At 71.2% G+C, this 19,067-nt stretch carries 23 protein-coding genes and 1 pseudogene; 7 read left to right on the plus strand and 17 right to left on the minus strand.

Features of this window, described 5'->3' with window-relative positions:
- Nucleotides 1-4: 4 nt before the first annotated feature.
- The 8 genes from BJY18_RS16185 to BJY18_RS16220 all read right to left on the minus strand — a co-directional run bounded on the left by BJY18_RS16185 (nt 5) and on the right by BJY18_RS16220 (nt 7,741).
- The gene (locus BJY18_RS16185; RefSeq protein WP_184780772.1) at nt 5-2,011 is read right to left on the minus strand and encodes a multicopper oxidase family protein; all 2,007 of its coding nucleotides are present in this window, start codon (nt 2,009-2,011) and stop codon (nt 5-7) included.
- Nucleotides 2,004-2,219 carry an MbtH family protein gene (locus tag BJY18_RS16190; protein WP_312874105.1) on the minus strand — a complete coding sequence of 72 codons (216 nt, stop codon included), beginning with the start codon at nt 2,217-2,219 and terminating at the stop codon, nt 2,004-2,006. The genes BJY18_RS16185 and BJY18_RS16190 overlap by 8 nt, the downstream gene beginning before the upstream one ends.
- 108 nt (nt 2,220-2,327) lie before the next feature.
- On the minus strand, nt 2,328-3,377 hold the full coding sequence (locus BJY18_RS16195; protein ID WP_184780773.1) for a FecCD family ABC transporter permease: 1,050 nt from the start codon (nt 3,375-3,377) through the stop codon (nt 2,328-2,330).
- Nucleotides 3,378-3,408: 31 nt separating this feature from the next.
- Complete coding sequence (locus tag BJY18_RS16200; RefSeq protein ID WP_312873862.1) at nt 3,409-4,461, minus strand: FecCD family ABC transporter permease; 1,053 nt, start codon at nt 4,459-4,461, stop codon at nt 3,409-3,411.
- Nucleotides 4,448-5,266, minus strand: a complete 819-nt coding sequence (locus tag BJY18_RS16205; protein ID WP_221457765.1) for a siderophore-interacting protein — start codon at nt 5,264-5,266, stop codon at nt 4,448-4,450. Before BJY18_RS16205 ends, BJY18_RS16200 begins: the two co-directional genes overlap by 14 nt.
- Nucleotides 5,267-5,352: 86 nt before the next feature.
- Nucleotides 5,353-5,961 carry a response regulator transcription factor gene (locus BJY18_RS16210; protein ID WP_184780774.1) on the minus strand — a complete coding sequence of 203 codons (609 nt, stop codon included), beginning with the start codon at nt 5,959-5,961 and terminating at the stop codon, nt 5,353-5,355.
- Nucleotides 5,958-7,028, minus strand: coding sequence for a sensor histidine kinase (locus tag BJY18_RS16215; protein WP_312873863.1), 1,071 nt, complete (start codon nt 7,026-7,028; stop codon nt 5,958-5,960). The genes BJY18_RS16210 and BJY18_RS16215 overlap by 4 nt, the downstream gene beginning before the upstream one ends.
- A 74-nt stretch (nt 7,029-7,102) precedes the next feature.
- On the minus strand, nt 7,103-7,741 hold the full coding sequence (locus BJY18_RS16220; protein ID WP_184780775.1) for a hypothetical protein: 639 nt from the start codon (nt 7,739-7,741) through the stop codon (nt 7,103-7,105).
- A gap of 48 nt (nt 7,742-7,789) precedes the next feature.
- On the opposite strand from BJY18_RS16220, the gene BJY18_RS16225 reads away from it, so the two are divergent.
- The gene (locus BJY18_RS16225) at nt 7,790-8,041 is read left to right on the plus strand and encodes a hypothetical protein (protein ID WP_184780776.1); all 252 of its coding nucleotides are present in this window, start codon (nt 7,790-7,792) and stop codon (nt 8,039-8,041) included.
- Nucleotides 8,042-8,167: 126 nt separating this feature from the next.
- Here BJY18_RS16225 and BJY18_RS16230 read toward each other — a convergent pair whose 3' ends face one another.
- A complete protein-coding gene (locus BJY18_RS16230; protein WP_184780777.1) occupies nt 8,168-8,935 on the minus strand; it encodes an AraC family transcriptional regulator in 768 nt (255 codons plus the stop codon).
- An 80-nt stretch (nt 8,936-9,015) separates the two neighbouring features.
- On the opposite strand from BJY18_RS16230, the gene BJY18_RS16235 reads away from it, so the two are divergent.
- Complete coding sequence (locus BJY18_RS16235; RefSeq protein WP_184780778.1) at nt 9,016-9,783, plus strand: sulfite exporter TauE/SafE family protein; 768 nt, start codon at nt 9,016-9,018, stop codon at nt 9,781-9,783.
- A 92-nt stretch (nt 9,784-9,875) separates the two neighbouring features.
- On the opposite strand, the gene BJY18_RS16240 is transcribed toward BJY18_RS16235, so the two are convergent.
- A complete protein-coding gene (locus tag BJY18_RS16240) occupies nt 9,876-10,235 on the minus strand; it encodes an ArsC/Spx/MgsR family protein (RefSeq protein WP_184780779.1) in 360 nt (119 codons plus the stop codon).
- Nucleotides 10,236-10,344: 109 nt separating this feature from the next.
- Here BJY18_RS16240 and BJY18_RS16245 point away from each other — a divergent pair, with 109 nt between their 5' ends.
- The gene (locus BJY18_RS16245) at nt 10,345-10,878 is read left to right on the plus strand and encodes a GNAT family N-acetyltransferase (RefSeq protein ID WP_184780780.1); all 534 of its coding nucleotides are present in this window, start codon (nt 10,345-10,347) and stop codon (nt 10,876-10,878) included.
- 61 nt (nt 10,879-10,939) lie between these two features.
- Here BJY18_RS16245 and BJY18_RS16250 read toward each other — a convergent pair whose 3' ends face one another.
- Complete coding sequence (locus BJY18_RS16250) at nt 10,940-11,581, minus strand: FMN-dependent NADH-azoreductase (RefSeq protein WP_184780781.1); 642 nt, start codon at nt 11,579-11,581, stop codon at nt 10,940-10,942.
- An 85-nt stretch (nt 11,582-11,666) separates the two neighbouring features.
- Between BJY18_RS16250 and ligD the strand changes: the two genes are divergently transcribed.
- A complete protein-coding gene (gene ligD / locus BJY18_RS16255; protein ID WP_184780782.1) occupies nt 11,667-13,253 on the plus strand; it encodes a non-homologous end-joining DNA ligase in 1,587 nt (528 codons plus the stop codon).
- A 44-nt stretch (nt 13,254-13,297) separates the two neighbouring features.
- Nucleotides 13,298-14,284 carry an LLM class F420-dependent oxidoreductase gene (locus BJY18_RS16260; RefSeq protein ID WP_184780783.1) on the plus strand — a complete coding sequence of 329 codons (987 nt, stop codon included), beginning with the start codon at nt 13,298-13,300 and terminating at the stop codon, nt 14,282-14,284.
- 3 nt (nt 14,285-14,287) lie between these two features.
- On the opposite strand, the gene BJY18_RS16265 is transcribed toward BJY18_RS16260, so the two are convergent.
- The gene (locus BJY18_RS16265) at nt 14,288-14,845 is read right to left on the minus strand and encodes a helix-turn-helix domain-containing protein (RefSeq protein WP_184780784.1); all 558 of its coding nucleotides are present in this window, start codon (nt 14,843-14,845) and stop codon (nt 14,288-14,290) included.
- Between the two features lie 42 nt (nt 14,846-14,887).
- On the opposite strand from BJY18_RS16265, the gene BJY18_RS16270 reads away from it, so the two are divergent.
- Nucleotides 14,888-15,409 (plus strand): GNAT family N-acetyltransferase, encoded by a 522-nt coding sequence (locus tag BJY18_RS16270; RefSeq protein ID WP_184780785.1) that lies wholly within the window; start codon nt 14,888-14,890, stop codon nt 15,407-15,409.
- A 135-nt stretch (nt 15,410-15,544) separates the two neighbouring features.
- On the plus strand, nt 15,545-15,946 hold the full coding sequence (locus BJY18_RS16275; protein WP_184780786.1) for a VOC family protein: 402 nt from the start codon (nt 15,545-15,547) through the stop codon (nt 15,944-15,946).
- Nucleotides 15,947-16,253: 307 nt separating this feature from the next.
- On the opposite strand, the pseudogene BJY18_RS38045 reads toward BJY18_RS16275, so the two are convergent.
- From BJY18_RS38045 to BJY18_RS16300, 5 genes and pseudogenes are all read right to left on the minus strand, one after another.
- Nucleotides 16,254-16,376 (minus strand): annotated as a pseudogene (locus tag BJY18_RS38045) (transposase); the annotation flags it as partial.
- Between the two features lie 49 nt (nt 16,377-16,425).
- Entirely contained in the window at nt 16,426-17,421 is a 996-nt protein-coding gene (locus BJY18_RS16285) for a hypothetical protein (protein ID WP_184780788.1), read from the minus strand.
- Nucleotides 17,418-17,981 carry a hypothetical protein gene (locus tag BJY18_RS16290; protein ID WP_184780789.1) on the minus strand — a complete coding sequence of 188 codons (564 nt, stop codon included), beginning with the start codon at nt 17,979-17,981 and terminating at the stop codon, nt 17,418-17,420. Before BJY18_RS16290 ends, BJY18_RS16285 begins: the two co-directional genes overlap by 4 nt.
- Nucleotides 17,982-18,035: 54 nt before the next feature.
- Nucleotides 18,036-18,335: a DUF6204 family protein gene (locus BJY18_RS16295; protein WP_221457770.1), complete on the minus strand. Its 300-nt coding sequence runs from the start codon at nt 18,333-18,335 to the stop codon at nt 18,036-18,038.
- Between the two features lies 1 nt (nt 18,336).
- Nucleotides 18,337-18,972 (minus strand): TetR/AcrR family transcriptional regulator, encoded by a 636-nt coding sequence (locus BJY18_RS16300; protein WP_184780791.1) that lies wholly within the window; start codon nt 18,970-18,972, stop codon nt 18,337-18,339.
- Nucleotides 18,973-19,067: the final 95 nt, after the last annotated feature.

Genomic DNA, 19,067 nt, shown 5'->3' on the forward strand with positions numbered 1-19,067 from the left:
CTGATCAGGAATGCGGGCCGCGGTGTCCGGCCATCCCGCCGCCACCGGTGTGCGGGTCCATCGCCAGCACCTCCGGCGGCATCACCACGAACGGGCGCATCATCGCCATGTCCTCGTGTTCGTAGGTGTGGCAGTGGTAGACGTAGCGGCCGCTGACCCGGGCGAACTGCGGCGCGATGCTGACCTTCTGGCCCGGCCACATCGGCACCACGTCCTTCCAGGCCCGCTCCCCCCGCGGAATCTCCTCGGCCTGCGTGCGCTTGATCGGCGTCGCGGTGCCACCACCCCAGCTCTTCCCGTCGGCGAGCTTGAAGTAACGGAAGCCACTGACATCCCACTTCTCCTTGCCCAGCACCTGGAACGAGCAGGCGTGCAGGTGCATCGGATGCGGGAACGCGCCGGCCGCGGGCTCCACGTTGAAGAACGTCCAGCGTTCCCAGCTGTCGCGCGCGACGGTGAACTGCACCGCGTCCGAGGGCATCGAGGCCACCCTGCGGTAGGTCACCACGCTGCCGTCGCCCTGCTGGACCTGCACGATCCCGTCGATCGGCAACGGACCCTCCGGCGCTTCGGTGCGTTCCATCTCCCACATCTGCGCATCCGGGGGCGACACCGGCGTGACCACCACCACGCGCTCCGGCACCGACTCCAGCTCCGCATCGGTGACCCGGCGGAACGACAGCGAGACCTTCGCGGGCAGGCGGAACGGGTCCCGCACCGGAGAACCGCCCACGCGGAACTCCATCACCCACGGCACCGGCGGCGTGGCGAACCCGTTGCGCACCCGGATCTTCTTGCCCCGCAACGCGGAGAAGTCGACGAGCAGATCCGCCCGTTCGGCCGGCGTGATCACCAGGTCACCGTCCACAGTGACCGGTGCGGGGAACAGTCCGGCGTCCGCGCCGATCTGACGCACCGTGCCGGCCGGCACGCGGTTGCCCTGCTCGTCCTCGAACCGCAGGCTGTAGGGCCGCATGTTCGACGCGTTCAGCAGCCGGAACCGGTACCACCGCGGCTGCACCTCGGCATACGGCCAGATGACCCCGTTCACCAGCGAATACGGCCCGGTGAACGGCCGGACCAGCCGGACGCCCTCGGGATTGGTGACGATGGTCTTGTACAGCACGCCGCCGTCGAGCAGCCCGTCGTCGTCGGTGTCCAGATTGTGGTCCGAGAGCACCAGCGGGATCTCGTGCGCACCAGAGGGCAGCCCGAGCGCGCGCTCTTCATCGTCGCGAATCAGGTAGAAGCCCGCGTTCAGGCCGGCCAGCACGTTGAAGTGCGTGATGTGCATGGCATGGTCGTGGTACCACAGCGTGGCGCACGCCTGGTCGTTCTCGTACTCCGAGAGCTGCGACTGCCCCGGCAGCACCGCGTTCTCCGGCCAGCCGTCCTGCCCGCCGCCGGTCAGCGCACCGTGCAGATGCACCGCGACCCACGGCGGCAGCGCGGCCACGTCTTCGCGCGGCGTTCCGCCTTCCTTGCCGGGCCGGTCCCACTGGTACGGCTCGCTTCCGGTGGCGAAGGGCAGCTCCACGACCTGCAGCGGATAGTCCCCGCCGAGTTCGTTGGTCCAGGTGACGCGGAGCTTCTGCCCGCGACGCACGTCGAACGTCGGACCGGGATACCGCCCGTCGTAGGCCCACACCCGGGTACGCGGCAGCTGCGAATGCAGGCGCACCCACGACTCCCGCATCGTCACCGTCGCGTAGGACACTCCGTCCTGCTCCCGCATGCGCACCGTGGGCGGCACGGGGAGCCGGTCGAGAAACGGGGTCAGGTCCTTGACCGACGGCGCGATGTCGCCACCGGGCCTTGTCGCGTTCGCAGCCGGGACGACGGTGCCGTGGTGTCCGGTGTGGACGGTCGGCGTGCTCGCCGCGGCCTGCGCGCCGGGCTCGGCCACCAAGGCGCGGTAGCCGAGTGCCCCGACCGCGGCCAGCGAAACCGCACCGCCGAACAGCTCCCGTCTGCTCAGGCCCCGTACCTCACCGGATTCCGGCTCAGGCATCGGATTCCATCGCGTCGATGAGGCTCTTCGGCCGCAGGTCGGTCCAGTGCGTCTCGACGTAGTCCACACAGGACTGGCGGTCCGCCTCGCCGTAGACCTGCCGCCAGCCGCCCGGGATCTCGGCGAACGAGGGCCACAGCGAGTGCTGCCCCTCGTCGTTCACCAGCACGAAGAACCGGCCGTCCTCGTCATCGAACGGATTCGTCACCGCATGCCCCATCTGTCTCGTCACCACGTGTTCAACTTAGGCGAGCATAACCTAAGTAATCTGGTGACCAATAGGTCAATTGGGTGGACGCCACATTTCCGAGCGTGACTAAGCTCGCCCCGCCCGCCGTTCGGTGTGCAGCAGCCACGCCAGGTAAGCACCGCCGAGCACGAGGGTGACCGCGCCGACCGGGATCTGGGTGGGCGCGAACAGCCGCTGGGCCACCAGATCCGCGCAGCCGAGCAGCACGGCTCCCATCAGCGCCGTGGTCACCAGCGCGGATCCGGCGGTCCGCGCCAGCCGCCGGGCGAGTTGCGGCGCGGCCAGCGCGACGAACTGGATGGGACCGGCGTAGGCGACCGCGAGCGCCGTCAACACGATGGCGACCAGCAGCAACAGCAGCTGGGTGCGCTGCACCGCGACCCCGAGCCCGGCGGCGCGCTCGTGACCCATCTCCAGCAGGCCGAGGCCACGGCCGAGCACCGTGAGCACCGGAACCGCGCAGGCCAGCCCGATCAGCACCGGGCGGGCCTGATCCCAGCCGAGCGCGTTGAGGTTGCCGATGAGCCAGGCCAGCGCACCCTGCGCGGCCGAGAGGTCGGCGCGGGTGATCAGGTAGGAGCGGACCGAGGTGAGGATCGCGCTCACCCCGATGCCGACCAGGATCAGCCGCAGCCCGTGCACCCCGCCCCGGTAGGCCAGCAGGTAAATGGCCACCGCGGCGACGAAACCGCCCAGCACCGCACCGAGCGGCGCGGACACCGACACCCCGCCGAGCACCAGGGTGACCAGCAACGCACCGGTCGCGGCACCGTCGTTGAACCCCACGATGTCCGGGCTGCCCAGCGGATTCCCGGACAGCCGCTGGAAAATCGCGCCGGCCAGCGCGAGCGCGGCACCGATCGCCATGGCCAGCAACGCCCGCGGCAGCCGCACGTCGAGCACGAAGAACCGGTCCAGCCGGGCGCCCCCGCCGAACAGCGCGGACAGCACCCGACCGACCGGCACCGGATAGTCCCCCAGCATCAGGCTCAGCACGAGCACCACCACGAGGCCGGCAGCGAGCGCCGCGCACACCACGACCTGCCTGCCGCGCACCCGCGCGGAAATCCGGTCCCCCCACAGCCGCACCGGCTTGCCGGCCAGCGCGCTGCTCATGTCGTCTCCGCGGGAACGACCACGCCGTGGGTCACAACCGCACCTTCTTCCGGCTGCGCACCAGAGCGATGAACAGCGGCGCACCGATCACCGCGGTCATCACCCCGACCTCCAGCTCCCCCGGCCGCACCACGAACCGGCCGATGATGTCGGCGCCGACCAGAAGCACCGGCGCGACCAGCATCGAGTACGCCATCAGCCAGCGCTGGTCCGGGCCGGAGACGATGCGCACCGCGTGCGGCACCACCAGCCCCACGAACCCGATCGGCCCGGCGATCGCGGTCGCCGTGCCACACAACAGGATCACCGCGATCCCGGTGAGCACCCGGGTCACGCCGGTGCGCACGCCGAGCGCCCCGCCGAGTTCGTCCCCGAGCGCGAGCGCGTTCAACGGAGCCGCCACCGTCAGCGCGAGCACCGCGCCGGCCACCAGGAACGGCAGCAGCTGGGTGGTCACCGCCGGATCGCGGCCGGCCAGCGAACCGACCTGCCACAACCGCACCACCTCCAGCGTGGCCGCGTCCCGCACCAGCACCGTCGAGGTCAGGCCCCCGAGCACGGCCGACACCGCGGTACCGGCGAGCGCGAGCCGAACCGGGCCGACGCTGCCGCGAAACCCCAGCAGGTACACCACCAGCGAGGCGATTCCCGCGCCGAGGAAGGCAAACCACACGTATCCGAGCGGCGAACTCAACCCCAGGTAGGCCACCGCGATCACCACCGCGCAGGCCGCGCCGGCGTTGACCCCGAGAATGCCCGGATCGGCGAGCGGATTGCGGGTCAGCGCCTGCATCAGCGTGCCCGCCAGCCCGAGCGCGACGCCGACCGCGACGCCGACGAGGGTGCGCGGCAGCCGCAGGTCGAGGATGACCTTGCTGTCGTAGTCGTGCGCGCCGGACCACAGCGCATGCCAGACCGTGCCCAGCGGCAGACTCTGTGCCCCGACCGAAATGCTCAACAGCACCACGAAAAGCAGCAGTCCGGCGACGACCAGCAGCCCCAGCAGCCGCACCCAGGCAGCGTGACTCAGCGGGGCCCGGCCGGGACCGGCCCCGGGGGCCACGCGGACGTCAAGATCGCTCACCGAATCTCCAGTACCCGGCGAAGTAGATCTCGTCCTTGGCGAAGCCCCGCTGCGCCACCAGATGCCGGCGCAGGTCCCGGATCGCACTCGCCTCCCCCGCGAGCCACGCGTATCCGGGCCCCTGCGGCAGTTCCCTGGCGCGGAGCACGTCGAGCAGGGTCTGTCCACGATCCCGGCGGACCCACGTCAGCTCGACTCCACGGGGAACCGCCAGCGCCTGCTCGGCCTTGGCGTCGCGGACCTCGGCGAAGACGAGCGCGCGGTGTCCGTCCGGCAGTGATTCCACAATGGACCCGAGAGCGGGCAGAGCGGTCTCGTCGCCGGCGAGCAGCGTCCACGCGGCCGTGGCCGGCGGCCGGAACTCGTACCCGGTGATCAGGTCGTGCCGGACGTCCGGAGCCACCACGACGAGCCGGTCACCGGGCCGGGCGCGGGCGGCCCAGCGCGTGGCCGGGCCGGTGTCGCCGTGCAGCACGAAGTCGACGTCCATCTCCGGCTCCGCGGGACGGAACGCGCGGACCGTGTACGTGCGCAGCACCGGTCGGAGTTCCTCGGGCAGCTGCTGGTGACGGGCGTACCAGTCGGGCGTCCGCGCCACCATCGGTTCCGGTTGCCCTTGCTGTGGCAGCAAAACCTTGATCCGCTGGTCCAGCCCGGCACTGGTGACCCCGGCGAGGTCCGGGCCGCCGAGCGTGACCCGGCGCATGTGCGGGGTCACCTCGCTCACCCGGAGCACCTCGGCGTACGCCACCCGGTACGGCCGCACCACGACCGGCGGGCTCGCCGCCACCAGCTCAGTACTCACGTGCTCCCTCGATCACCCGGTCACCCCACCACACATCCAGCTATTAGGCAAGGTTTACCTAAGAGTTGGGGCGAGGGTAACAGGGCTTAGAGCCAGCCCCGTTCTTCGGCGACCCGCAGGGCTTCGATGCGGTTGCGGGTGGCGGTCTTGGCGATCGCGGCGGACAGGTAGTTGCGCACGGTGCCCTCGGACAGGTGGAGGCTGCCCGCGATCCCGGCGACCGACGAACCGGAGCGGGCGGCGATCAGCACGTCCCGTTCGCGCGCGGTCAACGGGGATTCGCCGGCGGCCAGCGTGGCCACGGCCAGCGCCGGATCGACCACCCGTTCCCCGCTGTGCACCCGGCGGATCGCGTCGGCCAGCGCCTCGGCCGGAGCGTCCTTCACCACGAACCCGACAGCGCCCGCGTCCATCGCCCGGCGCAGGTAGCCTGCCCGGCCGAACGTGGTCAGCACGACCACTCTCGTACCGGGCACGTGCTCGGTGACCAGTGCGGCCGCGGCGAGCCCGTCGAGCCCGGGCATCTCGATGTCGAGCAGGGCGATGTCCGGCCGGTGCTCGCGCGCGGCGTCGAGGACCTCGTCACCGCGGCCGGTCTCGGCCACCACGGTGAAGTCGTCCTCCAGCTCCAGCAGCGCGCGAAGTGCCTGGCGGACCAGCACCTGGTCGTCGGCGAGCAGCAGGCGGACGGTCACGCCGGTGCCTCCACCGTGACCAGGAGCCGCCAGCCCCGCGGCCGGACCGGTCCGGCCTCCATCGTGCCGCCGGCCTCGGCGACCCGGTCCCGCAATCCGGACAGTCCGCTGCCGGAGCCCGCCGAACCCCCCACGCCGTCGTCGCGCACCTCGACCGAAGTGGCCGAAAGCAGGACCGTGCACGAGGTGGCCCGCGCGTGCCGGACCACGTTGGTGAGGCCTTCGCGGATCACCCAGCCGAACAGTTCCGGACACCCGCCGTCGGCGTAGGTGGGCAGATCGGCGGTGATCCCGGCGGCACGCAGCAACTCGCGCCCGCGGGCGAGTTCACCGGCCAGCGTGACCTCGCGGTAGCCGGAGACCGCCGCGCGCACGTCCGCCAGCGCCTGCCGGGAAAGCTGCTCGACCTCGGTGATCTCGTCGACGGCCCGGCCGGCTCCCTTGATCGCGAGCCGGCGGGCGAGGTTGCTCTTGACCGTGATGGCGGTCAGCGAATGGCCGAGCAGATCGTGCAGGTCCCGCGAAATCCGCGCGCGTTCCGCGTCCGCGGCGAGGCGCACGAGCTCCGCGCGGGCGCGCACCAGCTCCCGGTTCGCCCGGATCGCCTCGGCGAACACGGAGATCATCAGCACGGTGAACACCAGCGCGACCGTCTGCCCCCACGCCGGGCCGCTCTGCCAGGAGGGAACCAGCCACGGCACCACCAGCGTCGCGGCCGCGGCCACCGCGAGCACGTACCCGCCGCCGCGAGGCAGCCGCGGCACGGCGAGCGAAGCGACCACGACGAGCAGGTAGAACCCGTCGGCCCCGGTGAACGGCAACGCGGCCAGGAACAGCAGCCCGAGCACGCCGGTCAGCCACCAGAACACCCGCGGCCACGCCCGGTAGTCGGCGAACGCCGCGCCCACGTAGCAGACGCAGAACGCGAGCACCAGCGCCACCGCACCGGGCGACCGCCCGGCCTGCGTCAGCACGACGACGGGGAACACGAGCAGCCCGACGTCCAGCAGCAGCCGACGCCAGCCGAGCAGCCAGCGCTGCGCATCGGAATCCGGACGGTGCTCCACGCCCGGGAGAGTACCGATCACGGCCGGATTCCGGACGCGCTCGGTACTGTCCCGGGCCCGCGCGGCGCGCCCGCTCAGGGCAGGCCCGGCCCCTGCCGCGGGCCGACCGCCATGCCGGCCGCGATCAGCAAACCGCCACCGGCCAGCAGCCAGGGCCCGAGCCCGATCACGGAGAAGTCGTCCGAGAACACGGCGATGATCCCGGCGACGTGGACGATCAGGATCACCACCGCCCTGGCGGCATTGACCGTGCGGTACCACCAGAAGTTCGCCCGCGTGAGCTCCCGGCTGCGAATCCCGCTGAGCAGCCGGGTGGACCGCCGGCCCCGGTAGGCCCCGAGCGTCCACGCGAGCGACGAGTAGAGCATCAGGACCGTCGCGACGATGGCGATGATCTGCACGTAGACCTGGGTGAACCCGCTCGCGTTGGCGGAGGCCCTGATCAGGTCGAGGAACGTCAGGCTCGCCGGCTGCCCTGTACTGGTGACACTGACCCACGGCACCGCGACCAACGCGACCACCTGCAGCACGATCCCGATCCCCGCCGGAATCGCCCCGAGCCCGGCGGTGGTGAGCGGACCACTGACCGCCTGCGGTTGACCGGGATACGGCTGACCCGGCCACGCCTGCTGCGGCTGCCCCGGGAACGGCTGGCCGGGCGGTGGCTGCGCGGCGAAGCCTTGTGGCTGGGACGGATAACCGGGCTGGGCCATCGCGGGCTGCGGCTGGCCGGAGTAGGCGGATTGCGCGGGGTAACCTGGTTGCGTCTGGGCGGACTGAGGCTGACCGGGCTGGGCCTGGGCTGGTTGCGCGGGATAGCCGGGTTGCGACTGGGCTGGCTGGCCATAACCGGAATAACCGGAGTAGCCGGACTGCGCGGTCTGCGCCGTCTGCGGCGGGTGACCGGGCTGGCTGGGCTGGCCCGCATAGCCCGGCTGGCCGGGCTGGCCCGCGTAACCCGGCTGACCTCCCTGACCGGACGGCGCCGGTTGCCTCGGTGCGGCCGGTGGTGACCATCCCGCGTTCGGGACGGGTGGTTCCGGCTGGTGTGCTTCGGGCTGCTGCGGCCCCCCTGGCGTGCTCATGGCGGCACATCGTAGTGGTCCCGGCCGGGCGAACGGCGGAAAACCGCGGACAGCTCAGTCCACGGCGTGATACGCCCGTGGCGGCGCACCCAGCAGGCGGGTGAACCTGGTGCTGAACGCGGCGGGGCTTTCGTAGCCCAGACGCGCGGCGACCTCGGCCACCGGCAGGCCCGCGGTCAGCAACGGCAGCGCGTGCAGGACACACGCGCGCTCGCGCCAGCGGGCGAAGCTCAGCCCGGTTTCCGCGCGGAACAGGCGGTGCACCGTTCGTTCGCTCACGTGCAGTTCGCGTGCCCAGCGCGACGGCGGGTCGTGCACATCCGGAGTGTCCGAAAAGGACCGGCACAACGCCCGTAGCCGGTCATCCTGTGGCTGCGGGAGTTCCAGCGGCAGCGGCACACATCGCGAGATCTCGTGCAGCACCAAGGACATCAGCGCCGCGTCCCGGCCGCGGCGAGGGTACTCGGGCGGCAGCCGCACCGCTTCGGCCACCAGCTCCCGCAGGAGCGGCGAAACGTCAACGGCCCGGCAGCGGCGGGGAAACCACGGCACCGCCGACGGCTCGAGGTAGAGGCTGCGCGTGGTCACGTTCGTCATCACGACGCCGTGGTCGGTCTCCGGCGGGATCAGGACCGCACGGCGGGTCGGGACGGTCCAGGTGCCGTCGGCCGTTTCGACCCGCATGGAACCCGTGGCGCCGTAGAGGAACTGCGCGCGGCGATGCCGGTGCCGGGGCAGCACGTGCTCCGGCGGGTAGTCGGTGCTGATCGCCAGTACGGCACGCGGGATGCCGTCCACCTCGCCGAGCGGGACGTTACGCATGGACCCAGTGTCCGTTCCGCGAAAGAACCTGGCAAACGTTCGAATGCGCGCCGCGACCGCGGAGCCCTAACGTCACCCCGGTGTTCCCCTCGATCCTGGTGCTGTTCCTCTTCGGCTGCCTCAGTGGAGTCACCACGGTGCTGTTCGGCTTCGGCGGCGGGTTCGTCACCGTGCCGGTGGTCGCCGCGGTGACCCGCAGCGGTGACGCCATGCACGTCGCGGTCGCCACGTCCACCGCGGTGATGGTGGTCAACTCGGTGACCGCGACGATCGTGCAGGCCCGCGCCGGACGGCTTCGGCGGGAGTACGTGTGGCCGCTGGCCGCGTTCATCGCGGCCGGCGCCGTGGCCGGGTCGGTGCTGGCCACCCGGATCGGCGACGGCGTGCTGCGCGTGCTGTTCGTCGGGTATCTCGCTCTGACCATTGTGGACAGTGTGCTACGCGGTGGATTCCTTCGCGCGCACGGAGAACCGCGGCCGCTCGGTCCGGTCACGACCACGGTGGGCGGAATCGGCATCGGCGCGGTGGCGAGCTTCCTCGGGGTCGGCGGCAGTGTGCTGACGGTGCCCCTGCTGCGCCGCAAGGGCCTCGCCATGGCCGGCGCCACCGCGATGGCCAACCCGCTGAGCGTGCCGGTCGCGGTGATCGGCACCGCGGTCTACGCCACCGCCGGTAGCGGCCCCGCGGGCTACCTCGACCCGGTCGCCGCAGCCGCCCTGCTGGCCGGCTCCCTGCCGGCGATCGCGGTGCTCCGCCGGGTCGCCGACCGGCTCCCGGACCGCGGGCACGCGATCGCGTACGTCCTGCTGCTGGCGGCCGCCCTGCTCGCCGTCGCGTTCGGCGGCTGAGACCGGCGGGTCAGTACTTCAGTCGGTCAGTGCTCCGGTCGAGCCAGTGCTCCGGCCGGTCAGTGCTCCGGCCTGGCCAGTGCCCCAGTCGGTCAGTGCTCCAGCACCGAACGCACCGACTGCTCGTCGCGGGCCACCACCGTGGTGCCGTCGTCCGCGGTGATGATCGGACGCTGGATCAGCTCCGGGTGCGCGGCGAGCACGGCGATCCACCGCGGCCGTTCCTCCGGGGTGCGGGGCCACGATTTCAGTCCGAGTTCACCGGCCGTTTTCTCCCCGGTGCGGGTGATGTCCCACGGTTCGAGGCCGAGCCTGCCGAGCACCGCGACGAGTTCGTCCTCGGCCGGCGGCTCCTCGAGGTACCGCCGCACGGTGTACTTCGCGCCCGCTTCGTCGAGCAGTGACACCGCCGAGCGGCATTTCGCACAACGGGGGTTCACCCAGATCTCCACGGCTCCACCCTACCCGGGCGCCGGACGCCGATCCGTCCACTGAGGACGTCGTCGGTACTGCGTCCCGGATCACTGCCGAAAACGGCCCGGACCGGCGTACCGTTCGGACATGAGCATGCCGCTGACGACCGACCGTCTCGTGATCCGGGACTGGTCGGAAGAGGACGCCGAAGCCGCGTACCCGATCTACGGCTCGTCCGAAGTCACCCACTGGCTCACGCCGGCGATGGACCAGGTCACCGACGCGGCGGCGATGCGCTCGGTGCTGCAGGCCTGGCAGGAGGCGCAGCCGAACCTGATCCCGCCGCGCGGGCGCTGGGCGGTGGAACGCCGGTCCGACGGCAGGGTGGTCGGCGGGCTGGGCATCCGGCTGCTGCCGCCGTACCAGGAAGACCTCGAGCTGAGCTGGCAGCTGCACCCGGAGGCCTGGGGGCAGGGCTACGCCACCGAAGCCGCCCGCGCGCTGATCGAATGGGCCTTCGCCCAGCACGACACCGACGAGCTCTTCGCGGTCGCCCGTCCGGCCAACACGCGCGCCAACGCCACCGCGAAACGCCTCGGCATGCAGTGGGTCGGCGAAACCACCAAGTACTACGGCCTGCGCCTGCAGGTGTACCGAATCCGGCACAGCGACCTCGTCTAGCGCGAAACCGTTCACGAAGCCCTTCACGTCCGTCGCGAGGTCGCCCGCGTGCGCGGCCGGGTCAGGCGGTGACCGGGGTCCAGAGGGCGTCGATCTCGCGTTCCGCGGCGGCGAGGCTTTCCACTGCACGGGCGCGCAGCTCGGTCATCTCGGAGACCCAGGCGGCCGCGGTCATCTCCACGGTGACGAAGCGTGCCTCCATGCCGACCCAGCTCAGCGCGCACGGCAGCCAGGTCTGGGCGTGGTCCCAGCCGTGCCGTGGGCTGCCGAGGCCGTACCGCCCGCCACGAGCCGAGATGACCACGAAGTCGCGGCCGCCGAGCAGGCCCTCCCCGGTTTCGGCGTCCATGCTGAACCCACGCGCGACCAGGTGATCGATCCACGATTTGACCCCGCTCGGCGGACCGTAGTTGTACAGCGGCTGGCCCAGCAGCACGGTGTCGGCGGCCCGCACCTCCGCGAGCACCTCCTCGGTCAGCCGCACCGACTCCGCCTGGGCGGGCGTGCGCTCCGCGGACGGGATGAAACGGGCGAGGCCGGTCTCGCTGTCCAGGTGCGGCAGTGGATCCGCACCCAGATCGCGATAGGTCACCGGGGCGCCGGGATGCGCCGCCCGCCAGACCGCGGCCGCACGCGCGGTGAGCTTGCGGGTCACCGACCGCGCGCCGCTGATACTCGAGTCGATGTGCAGCAAATGGGCCATCTCGCTGATCCCCCAAGGACGCTTTACGCAGGTCACGGCGTTTATAACACGGCACCCGGCGCTGGTCGTCCCCTAAACTGCGGGGATGGACCCAGCGGCGGAACGACTTGCCAAGTACCGCGCCATGCGCAACTTCGCCAAGACCGCCGAACCCTCCGGTTCGGACACCGCGGGCAGTCCGGGCAACCGGTTCGTGGTGCAACGCCACCGGGCCCGGCGCCGGCACTACGACCTGCGCCTCGAGCTGAGCGGCGTCCTGGTCAGCTGGGCCGTGCCGAAGGGACCGACGCTGGATCCGAAGGCGCGGCGGATGGCTGTGCACGTCGAGGACCATCCGCTCGACTACGCCGACTTCGAGGGGGTGATCCCCCGCGGCGAGTACGGCGGCGGCGACGTGATCGTGTGGGACCGCGGTACCTGGCAGCCCGTGGACACCGAGGATCCGGAACAGGCGCTGGCCGACGGGAACCTGCACTTCGACCTGTTCGGGGACAAGCTGGCCGGCCGCTTCGTGCTGGTCCACCCGAGCCGCGACGGGGACGGCAAGCAGTGGCTGCTGCTGCACAAGCAGGACGAGCACGCCAGCCGCGGCTGGGACGCCGAGGACCATCCGAAGTCGGTGAAGAGCGGCCTCACCAACGACGAGATCGCCGACGCCCCACCGGCGTTGTGGCGCGGCGACCTGCCCGCCGACCAGGCCGAGGTGCCGCTGGAGACCGTGGTGGACCCCGCGTCCGAGGAGGAGCTGGAAGCACTGCACGAGCTGGGTGCGAACGGCACCTGGACCGTCGCGGGCAGGCAGCTGAAGCTCACCAACCTGGACAAGGTGCTCATTCCCGGCCGGGACGGCGAGGAGCCGATCACCAAACGCGAGCTCGTCGAGTACTACACCCGGATCGCCCCCACGATGCTGCCCTACCTGGCCGGCCGGGCACTGAACACCCACCGGTTCCCCGGCGGGATCGACAAGCCCGGCTTCTGGCACAAGGAAGTCCCTGGCCACGCGCCGAAGTGGCTGCGGCGCTGGCACTACCAGGCCGCCGAACCGGACGACGTGCAGCAGTACCTCGTCCCGTCCGGCGTCGCCGACCTGGCGTGGCTGGCCAACTTCGGCGCGCTGGAGCTGCACGCCTGGACGTCCCGCATCTCCGACGTGGAGCATCCGACGTGGCTGCTGTTCGACATCGACCCGGGTCCCGAGACGTCGTTCGACGACGTGCTGGCGCTCGCCCGCCTGCACCGCACCGCACTGGAACACCTCGGGCTGACCGGGTTGCCGAAGACCACCGGCCAGCGCGGCATCCAGGTGTGGGTGCCGATCGAGCCGCGCTACACCTACGCCGAGACGCGCGGGTTCGCCGAGACGGTGTCCAGGACGATCGGCCGCACCGTGCCGGACCTGATCAGCTGGGCCTGGCACAAGGACCGGCGCGGTGGGCTGGCCCGGCTCGACTACACGCAGAACGTGCTGAACAAGACCCTCGTCGCGCCCTACAGCGTGCGGCCACGCCCGGGTGGTCCGGTGTCGGTCCCCCTGAACTGGGACGAACTCGACGATCCGGACCTCACGCCGGACCGCTGGACCCTGCGTACCGTGCTGGATCGGGTGGCGCGGGTGGGTGATCCGTACGCCGAGCTGGGGAAAAGCGCACAGCGCCTGCCTCGGCTGTAGAAATCGGCGCGCGGATGGAGCAGCTCCAGGCATACGGTCGGGGTATGCGATTCGGACTCTTCGTTCCCCAGGGCTGGCGCCACGATCTCGTCGGCATCGACCCCGCGCAGCACTGGACGACCATGCTCGACCTCGCCCGTTACGCCGACGCGGGCCCGTACGAATCGATCTGGGTCTACGACCACTTCCACACCGTGCCGGTGCCCAGTGACCAGGCCACGCACGAGGCGTGGAGCCTGATGGCGGCCTACGGCGCCGCGACGAACCGGGTCCGACTGGGCCAGATGTGCACCTGCATGGGCTACCGCAATCCCGCGTACCTGGCGAAGGTCGCCGCGACCATCGACGTGATCTCCGGCGGCCGGGTCGAGATGGGCATCGGCGGCGGCTGGTACGAGCACGAGTGGCGGGCGTACGGCTACGGTTTCCCGAGCGCGGGCGAGCGGCTGGGCCAGCTCGACGAGGGCGTGCAGATCATGCGCCAGCTGTGGACCGAGGGCAAGGCCACCCTCGAGGGCAAGCACTACCAGGTCGACGGCGCGATCGCCCGTCCGCTTCCGTTGCAGGAGGGCGGGATTCCGCTGTGGATCGCCGGCGGCGGGGAGAAGAAGACCCTGCGCACCGCGGCGAAGTACGCCTCCTACACGAACTTCGTCGGCAACGCGGAGGGTTTCCGGCAGAAGTCGGAGGTGCTCGCCGCGCACTGCAAGGACCTCGGCACGGACTTCGACGCGATCGTCCGGTCCGCGAACTACAACGTGGTGATCGGCGAAACCGAGAAGGACGTGGCCGACCGGCTGGCCTGGATCCGCGCGCACTACGCGCCGCACCTGCCCGCGGACGTGCTGGAGAACGCTTACCAGAACTACGCCACCGGTCCGCTGGTCGGCACTCCGGAGCAGATCGTGGAGCGGCTCAAGGAGCTGGAAGGGCTCGGCATGACGTACGCGATCGCGTACTTCGTCGAGTCGGCCTACGACCGTTCCGGCGTGAAACTGTTCACCGACAAGGTGGTTCCCGAGCTGGCGTGAGCCTCAGCGTTTCGTGAGCACCACGAGGTACCGGCAGGGTTCGGGCCCCGGGTTTTCGTAGGCGCAGTCCACCGGACGGCCGAGCCGCAGGCAGTCACCCGCGGCGAGGTCGTGCCGGTGCTCGCCCTCGTGGAACCGGAGCCGGCCGGACAGCACCCAGATCTGGTGGCCGGCGAAGGCGTACGAGCCGGCCGGGAAACCGGCTTCGGCGCCCGACGGCAGCTCGACTTCGACGAGTTCGGTCGCCCCGTGCCCTGGCGGGGAGACCGCGCGGCGGACGTATCCGGTCACCGGGTCCTGCCAGGTCGGCTGGTCCGCGCGGCGGACGAGGCCGCGGTCGCCACCCTCCGCGCGGGCCACCAGTTCGGACAGCGTCAGCCCCAGCGCGGTGGCCAGCCGGCTGAGCAGCACCGCGGTGGGCTGCGCTTCCCCGCGTTCGATCTTGCCGATCATGGCGCGGGAAACGCCGGAGCGTTCGGCCAGCGCGCCGGCGGACAGCTCGTGGGACTCGCGGGCCGCACGCAGCGCGGTGGCCAGCGAACCGGTGAGGGCATCGGACACAGCTGTCGACTATAGCAGCGGGATTTGTTTACTATAGTGTCCATGCTGATTCGACCTGCCGAGGAGCGGGACGCCGCGGCCTGCGCGGCGATCTACGCGCCGTACGTCCGCGACACCACGATCACCTTCGAGGCCGAGCCGCCCACCCCGGCGGAGATGGCCGCGCGGATCGCCAAGGCGAGCAGGACCCACGCGTGGCTGGTGCTCGAAGTGGACGAACAGGTCGCCGGCTACGCCTACGGGGTTCCGTTCAAGGAACGGGCCGCCTACCGATGGTCGTGCGAGGTCAGCGTGTACCTGGAGCTGGGCCGGCGCCGTACCGGCGGCGGGCGGGCGCTGTACGAGGCGTTGTTCGCCCGCCTCGCCGAGCGCGGCTTCCGCACGGCGGTCGCGGGGATGACCTTGCCCAACGAGCCGAGCATCGGACTGCACCGCGCGCTCGGTTTCGAGCCCGTGGGCACCTACCGCCGGATCGGCTGGAAGCACGGCGCGTGGCGCGATGTCGCCTGGGCACAACGGGAACTGGCGCCGGCCACCACCGAAGCCCCGGCCGAGCCGCACTGAGCCCCGTCCCGCACGGGACTGCCGCCCGTTACTTGACAATTGCCTTACGACCGGGCCACATTCTGTATCAAGAGATAGCCGGAGGGCCGGTCCGCCGCGCGGATCCCCTCCGCCGATCGACAGAGGAGTCGTCCCGTGGCTTTCCCCGGCCTGCAGCACGTCGCGATCACCGTCAGCGACCTGGAGCGCAGCGCGAGGTGGTATTCCGCGCTGTTCGGCGCCGAGCCCGTCCTCGACGAGGACGAGGAGGGCGGGAGGTTCCACCACGCCGTCTACGCCCTCGACGGGGGCATGCTGTTCGGGCTGCACACCCACCAGGGGCGGGAGTCCGGTGACCGCTTCGCGGAGGAGCGCACCGGCCTCGATCACATCAGCTTCGCGGTCGGCTCGCAGGCCGATCTGCAGCAGTGGGCACGGAAGCTGACCGAGCTGGGCATCGCACACGACGGAATCAAGAAGGCGCACTACGGCAGCGGGATCTCCTTCCGCGACCCGGACAACATCGCGCTGGAGTTCTTCGCCTTTCCCGAGGGCTGACCCGCGGCTGCCGGGTCGAGGGGTGTGAATACGCCTTGTCCGCGATCACCGTCTCCGGTCGGCGTCGCGCCCTGCCCGGCCCGCGACCGGTCCGCGTTGATGCCGTCCAGTAACGGAACCAGCTGCGGGTTGTCACCCGCGGGTCCGGGGTGAGCAGAAAACGCATCGGCAGACCACACCCGTCCACCGCGAGGTGGATCTTGGTGCCCAGCCCGCCGCGGGACCGCCCGAGTCCCTCTCCGTCGCAGGAGAGGGCGTCGTCTCTGACGATCACCCGGCGCGGAATCCTGTCCCCGGTGCCGTCTCAGGTCCACAACCGCAGCCGTTCATGCGCGGTCTTCCAAGGTCTATAGCGATCAGGCAGGTCACGCCATGGCGCACCGGCGCGCAGCCTCCACAAAATCGCTTTGATCACCTGGCGATGATCCCGCCACCGCCCTGCCGAGGCGGCCGCGACTTCCCGGGGACAGGACCCGCGGCTAGTCCCCGCCGACGTCCAGTTCTTCGATGTCGTGTTCGATGCGGGCCCGCCAGGACCATTGTGGTTCGGTCCAGTCGGTGTCCTCGGCCGGCGGTTCTCCCAGTGGGAGCGCCGGGTCCGCGACGCCGTGGGTGACGCGGTAGGCCAGTGCCGAAGTCGCCGCGCGGATCCAGCGGTCGCCCGCCGCGCCGGTGGGCGGGGCGACGCCGAAGGCGTGCGTGAACCACACCGGCAGCAGCGCGCTCGACCCGATGGCGCCGGTGATCCGCTCGCGCAGCCGCAGGTGCAGCTCTTCCCAGTCGCGTTCGGACTTCTCGATCTGTGGCAGCACCCGGGTACGGGTCACCTCGTCCGCGGCCAGGACCTGGTGTGCCGCTTCGGCATCCTGCACCGCGGCGGGCAGCTGCCGGTCCAGTACGCCACGACGGCGGGCGATCACCTCGGGCAGCCGCTCCTGCGCTTCGGCCCGTCCCGGCCCGCCACGTTCGCTGCCCGCCAGTGCTTCCAGCACACCGATCAACGCTTCTTCGCTGCGCGCCAAGGCTTCCCGGGCCTGCGGCAGACGTTCGGTGTCCTCCTCGTACGGGCGCCGCTGGCTCGGCGTCAGCAGCTGCGCGGTGAGCGCGTGCCTTCGCTGCGCTTCCGCGGCGAGCTTCCGCACCTCCGGCCCGACGTCGTCGAGGTCGACCACGGGAACCTTCTCCGACACCCGCACGGCGCGCTCGAGCACCAGCAACCGCTGGCGGAGCCGTTCGAGCTGCCGTGCCGTGTGGTCCAGCCGCGATTCGTGCCGGGCATGGGTCTCGGTGAAGGTTTCGACGGTTTCGCGCAGCTCGGTCAGATCGCGCGACGTGCGGGATTCGAGGTCCTCGACCGTCTCCTGCATGCCGCCCACGGTGTCGGACAACGCGAGCAGTTCGGGATCCTGCTCGGTCGCCGGACCGTCCTCGTCCACGTAGTAGTCGGTGTCCGGGTAGTACTCGGAATAGGTCACCGGACCTCCTGCACCAGACAGGCCGCCGTCGCCGCGGTGGCGACCGCGGCGAGGACGACCAGCACGGTCTCGGCCGTACCGCCGGGGACGAGCAGCGCGACGGTGGTGAGCACCGCGGCCAGGGCGCCGAGGTAGGCGGCACGGAGCCGGCGGCCCACCATCAGCGGCGTCGGGCCGATGGGGCCGAACGCGATACGCAGCCCGGCGCCGAGCAGCGGCAGCGCGAACAGCACCCACGCCACGCCGAGCACGCCGAAGAGCAGCAGCGCGCCACTCACCATGCCGGCCGCGACCGGCGCGACGGCCAGATACAGCACCGTCCGCTGCACCACGGCGCGCTTGGACTCCATCCGGGCCAGCCGCACCTGCTCGGCGGCCACCTCCGCGTCCTGTTCCGTCCGCAGCAGGTTCTCCGCCCGCGCCACCAGCACGTCGAGTGCCTGGGTGCGTTCGGCGTCCGCGAGCGCGGGCAGCTCGGCCAAGCCGGCACGCAGCTGCCGCCGAAGTGCGGACACCCGCGCTTCGGCCTGGTCACGCTGGTCCTCAGCAGCCGTCGTCACCCGGCCACTGTAGGTACGAAGCGCGCCGAACGGCGGGAACGACGCGACCTCCGGCTAACGCTTCTTGCGCCGCACCCGCATCGCCCGCAGATCGGTGACCGCGTAGTTGAGGTCCCGGCAGGGCAGCCCGTGCGCCCGCAATGCCGTGGTGGCACGGGCTTTCGCCGTCTTCTCGTCGTCGTCCGGCCCGGCGGGAACCTGGCAGCGGAAGGTGAACGCGGTCGCGTTCACGTCGTAGGTGAACGTGCCGGCCTCGCTGAACATCAGGTCGCCGCCCTTGGCGGCCAGCGCGGCGCGGCCGGCGTCGTCGAGACCGTCGAACTTGCCGCGGATAAGCACGCGGAACGCGTCCATGTCAGCTCTCCTTCCTGGTCGCATAGCCGAGCACTCGCTCGCCGAGCAGCCCTTCCACTGCGTCGAGCAGGTCTTCGGCCGCCTTCGCGATGTCGTCCGGGACCTCCCCGGCGACGGTGCGCTTGCCGATCTCGGCGAACACCAGGCTGTGCACCCAGCCGATCTGGGCGGCGACCAGCCCCGGGACCGGATCGGCCTGATCCGCGCCGGTCTCCGCCACCAGCAGCTCGGCCAGCTCGGTGACCATCTGCTCGCCGAGCGCGTGCAACCGGGCGGCCAGCGTCGGCGCGGCCAGCATCATCGGCAGGATCCGGCCGAACCCCGGGGTGAGCCCCACGGTCCGTTCCCGCCGCCGGATCTCGCCACGCAGGTGCGCCAGCACCGCCCCGGCCGCGGAAACCCCCGGTTCCCGCGCCCGCACGATCCCGGCCAGCCGCCCGGCCGACGCCTCGTCCGGCGGCAGCACCAGGTCCTCCTTGACCCGGAAATGGTTGTAGACGGTGTTGACCGAAACATCGGCGGCCTCGGCCACCTCGGCGATCGTCACCGCGTCGAACCCCCGCTCGGCGAACAACCCGAGCGCGGTGTCGGCGATCCGCCGGACGGTCTCCCGCTTCTTCCGCTCGCGCAGTCCCATACCGCTCATTGAAGCACACTCCAAATTTGGAGTCGACACCACTAAATCGAGGATCCGGGGAAAACCCGGACGCGGGACGTCCGCGGACGCGGCAG

The sequence above is a fragment of the Amycolatopsis jiangsuensis genome (assembly GCF_014204865.1).
GTDB classification, from domain to species: domain Bacteria; phylum Actinomycetota; class Actinomycetes; order Mycobacteriales; family Pseudonocardiaceae; genus Amycolatopsis; species Amycolatopsis jiangsuensis.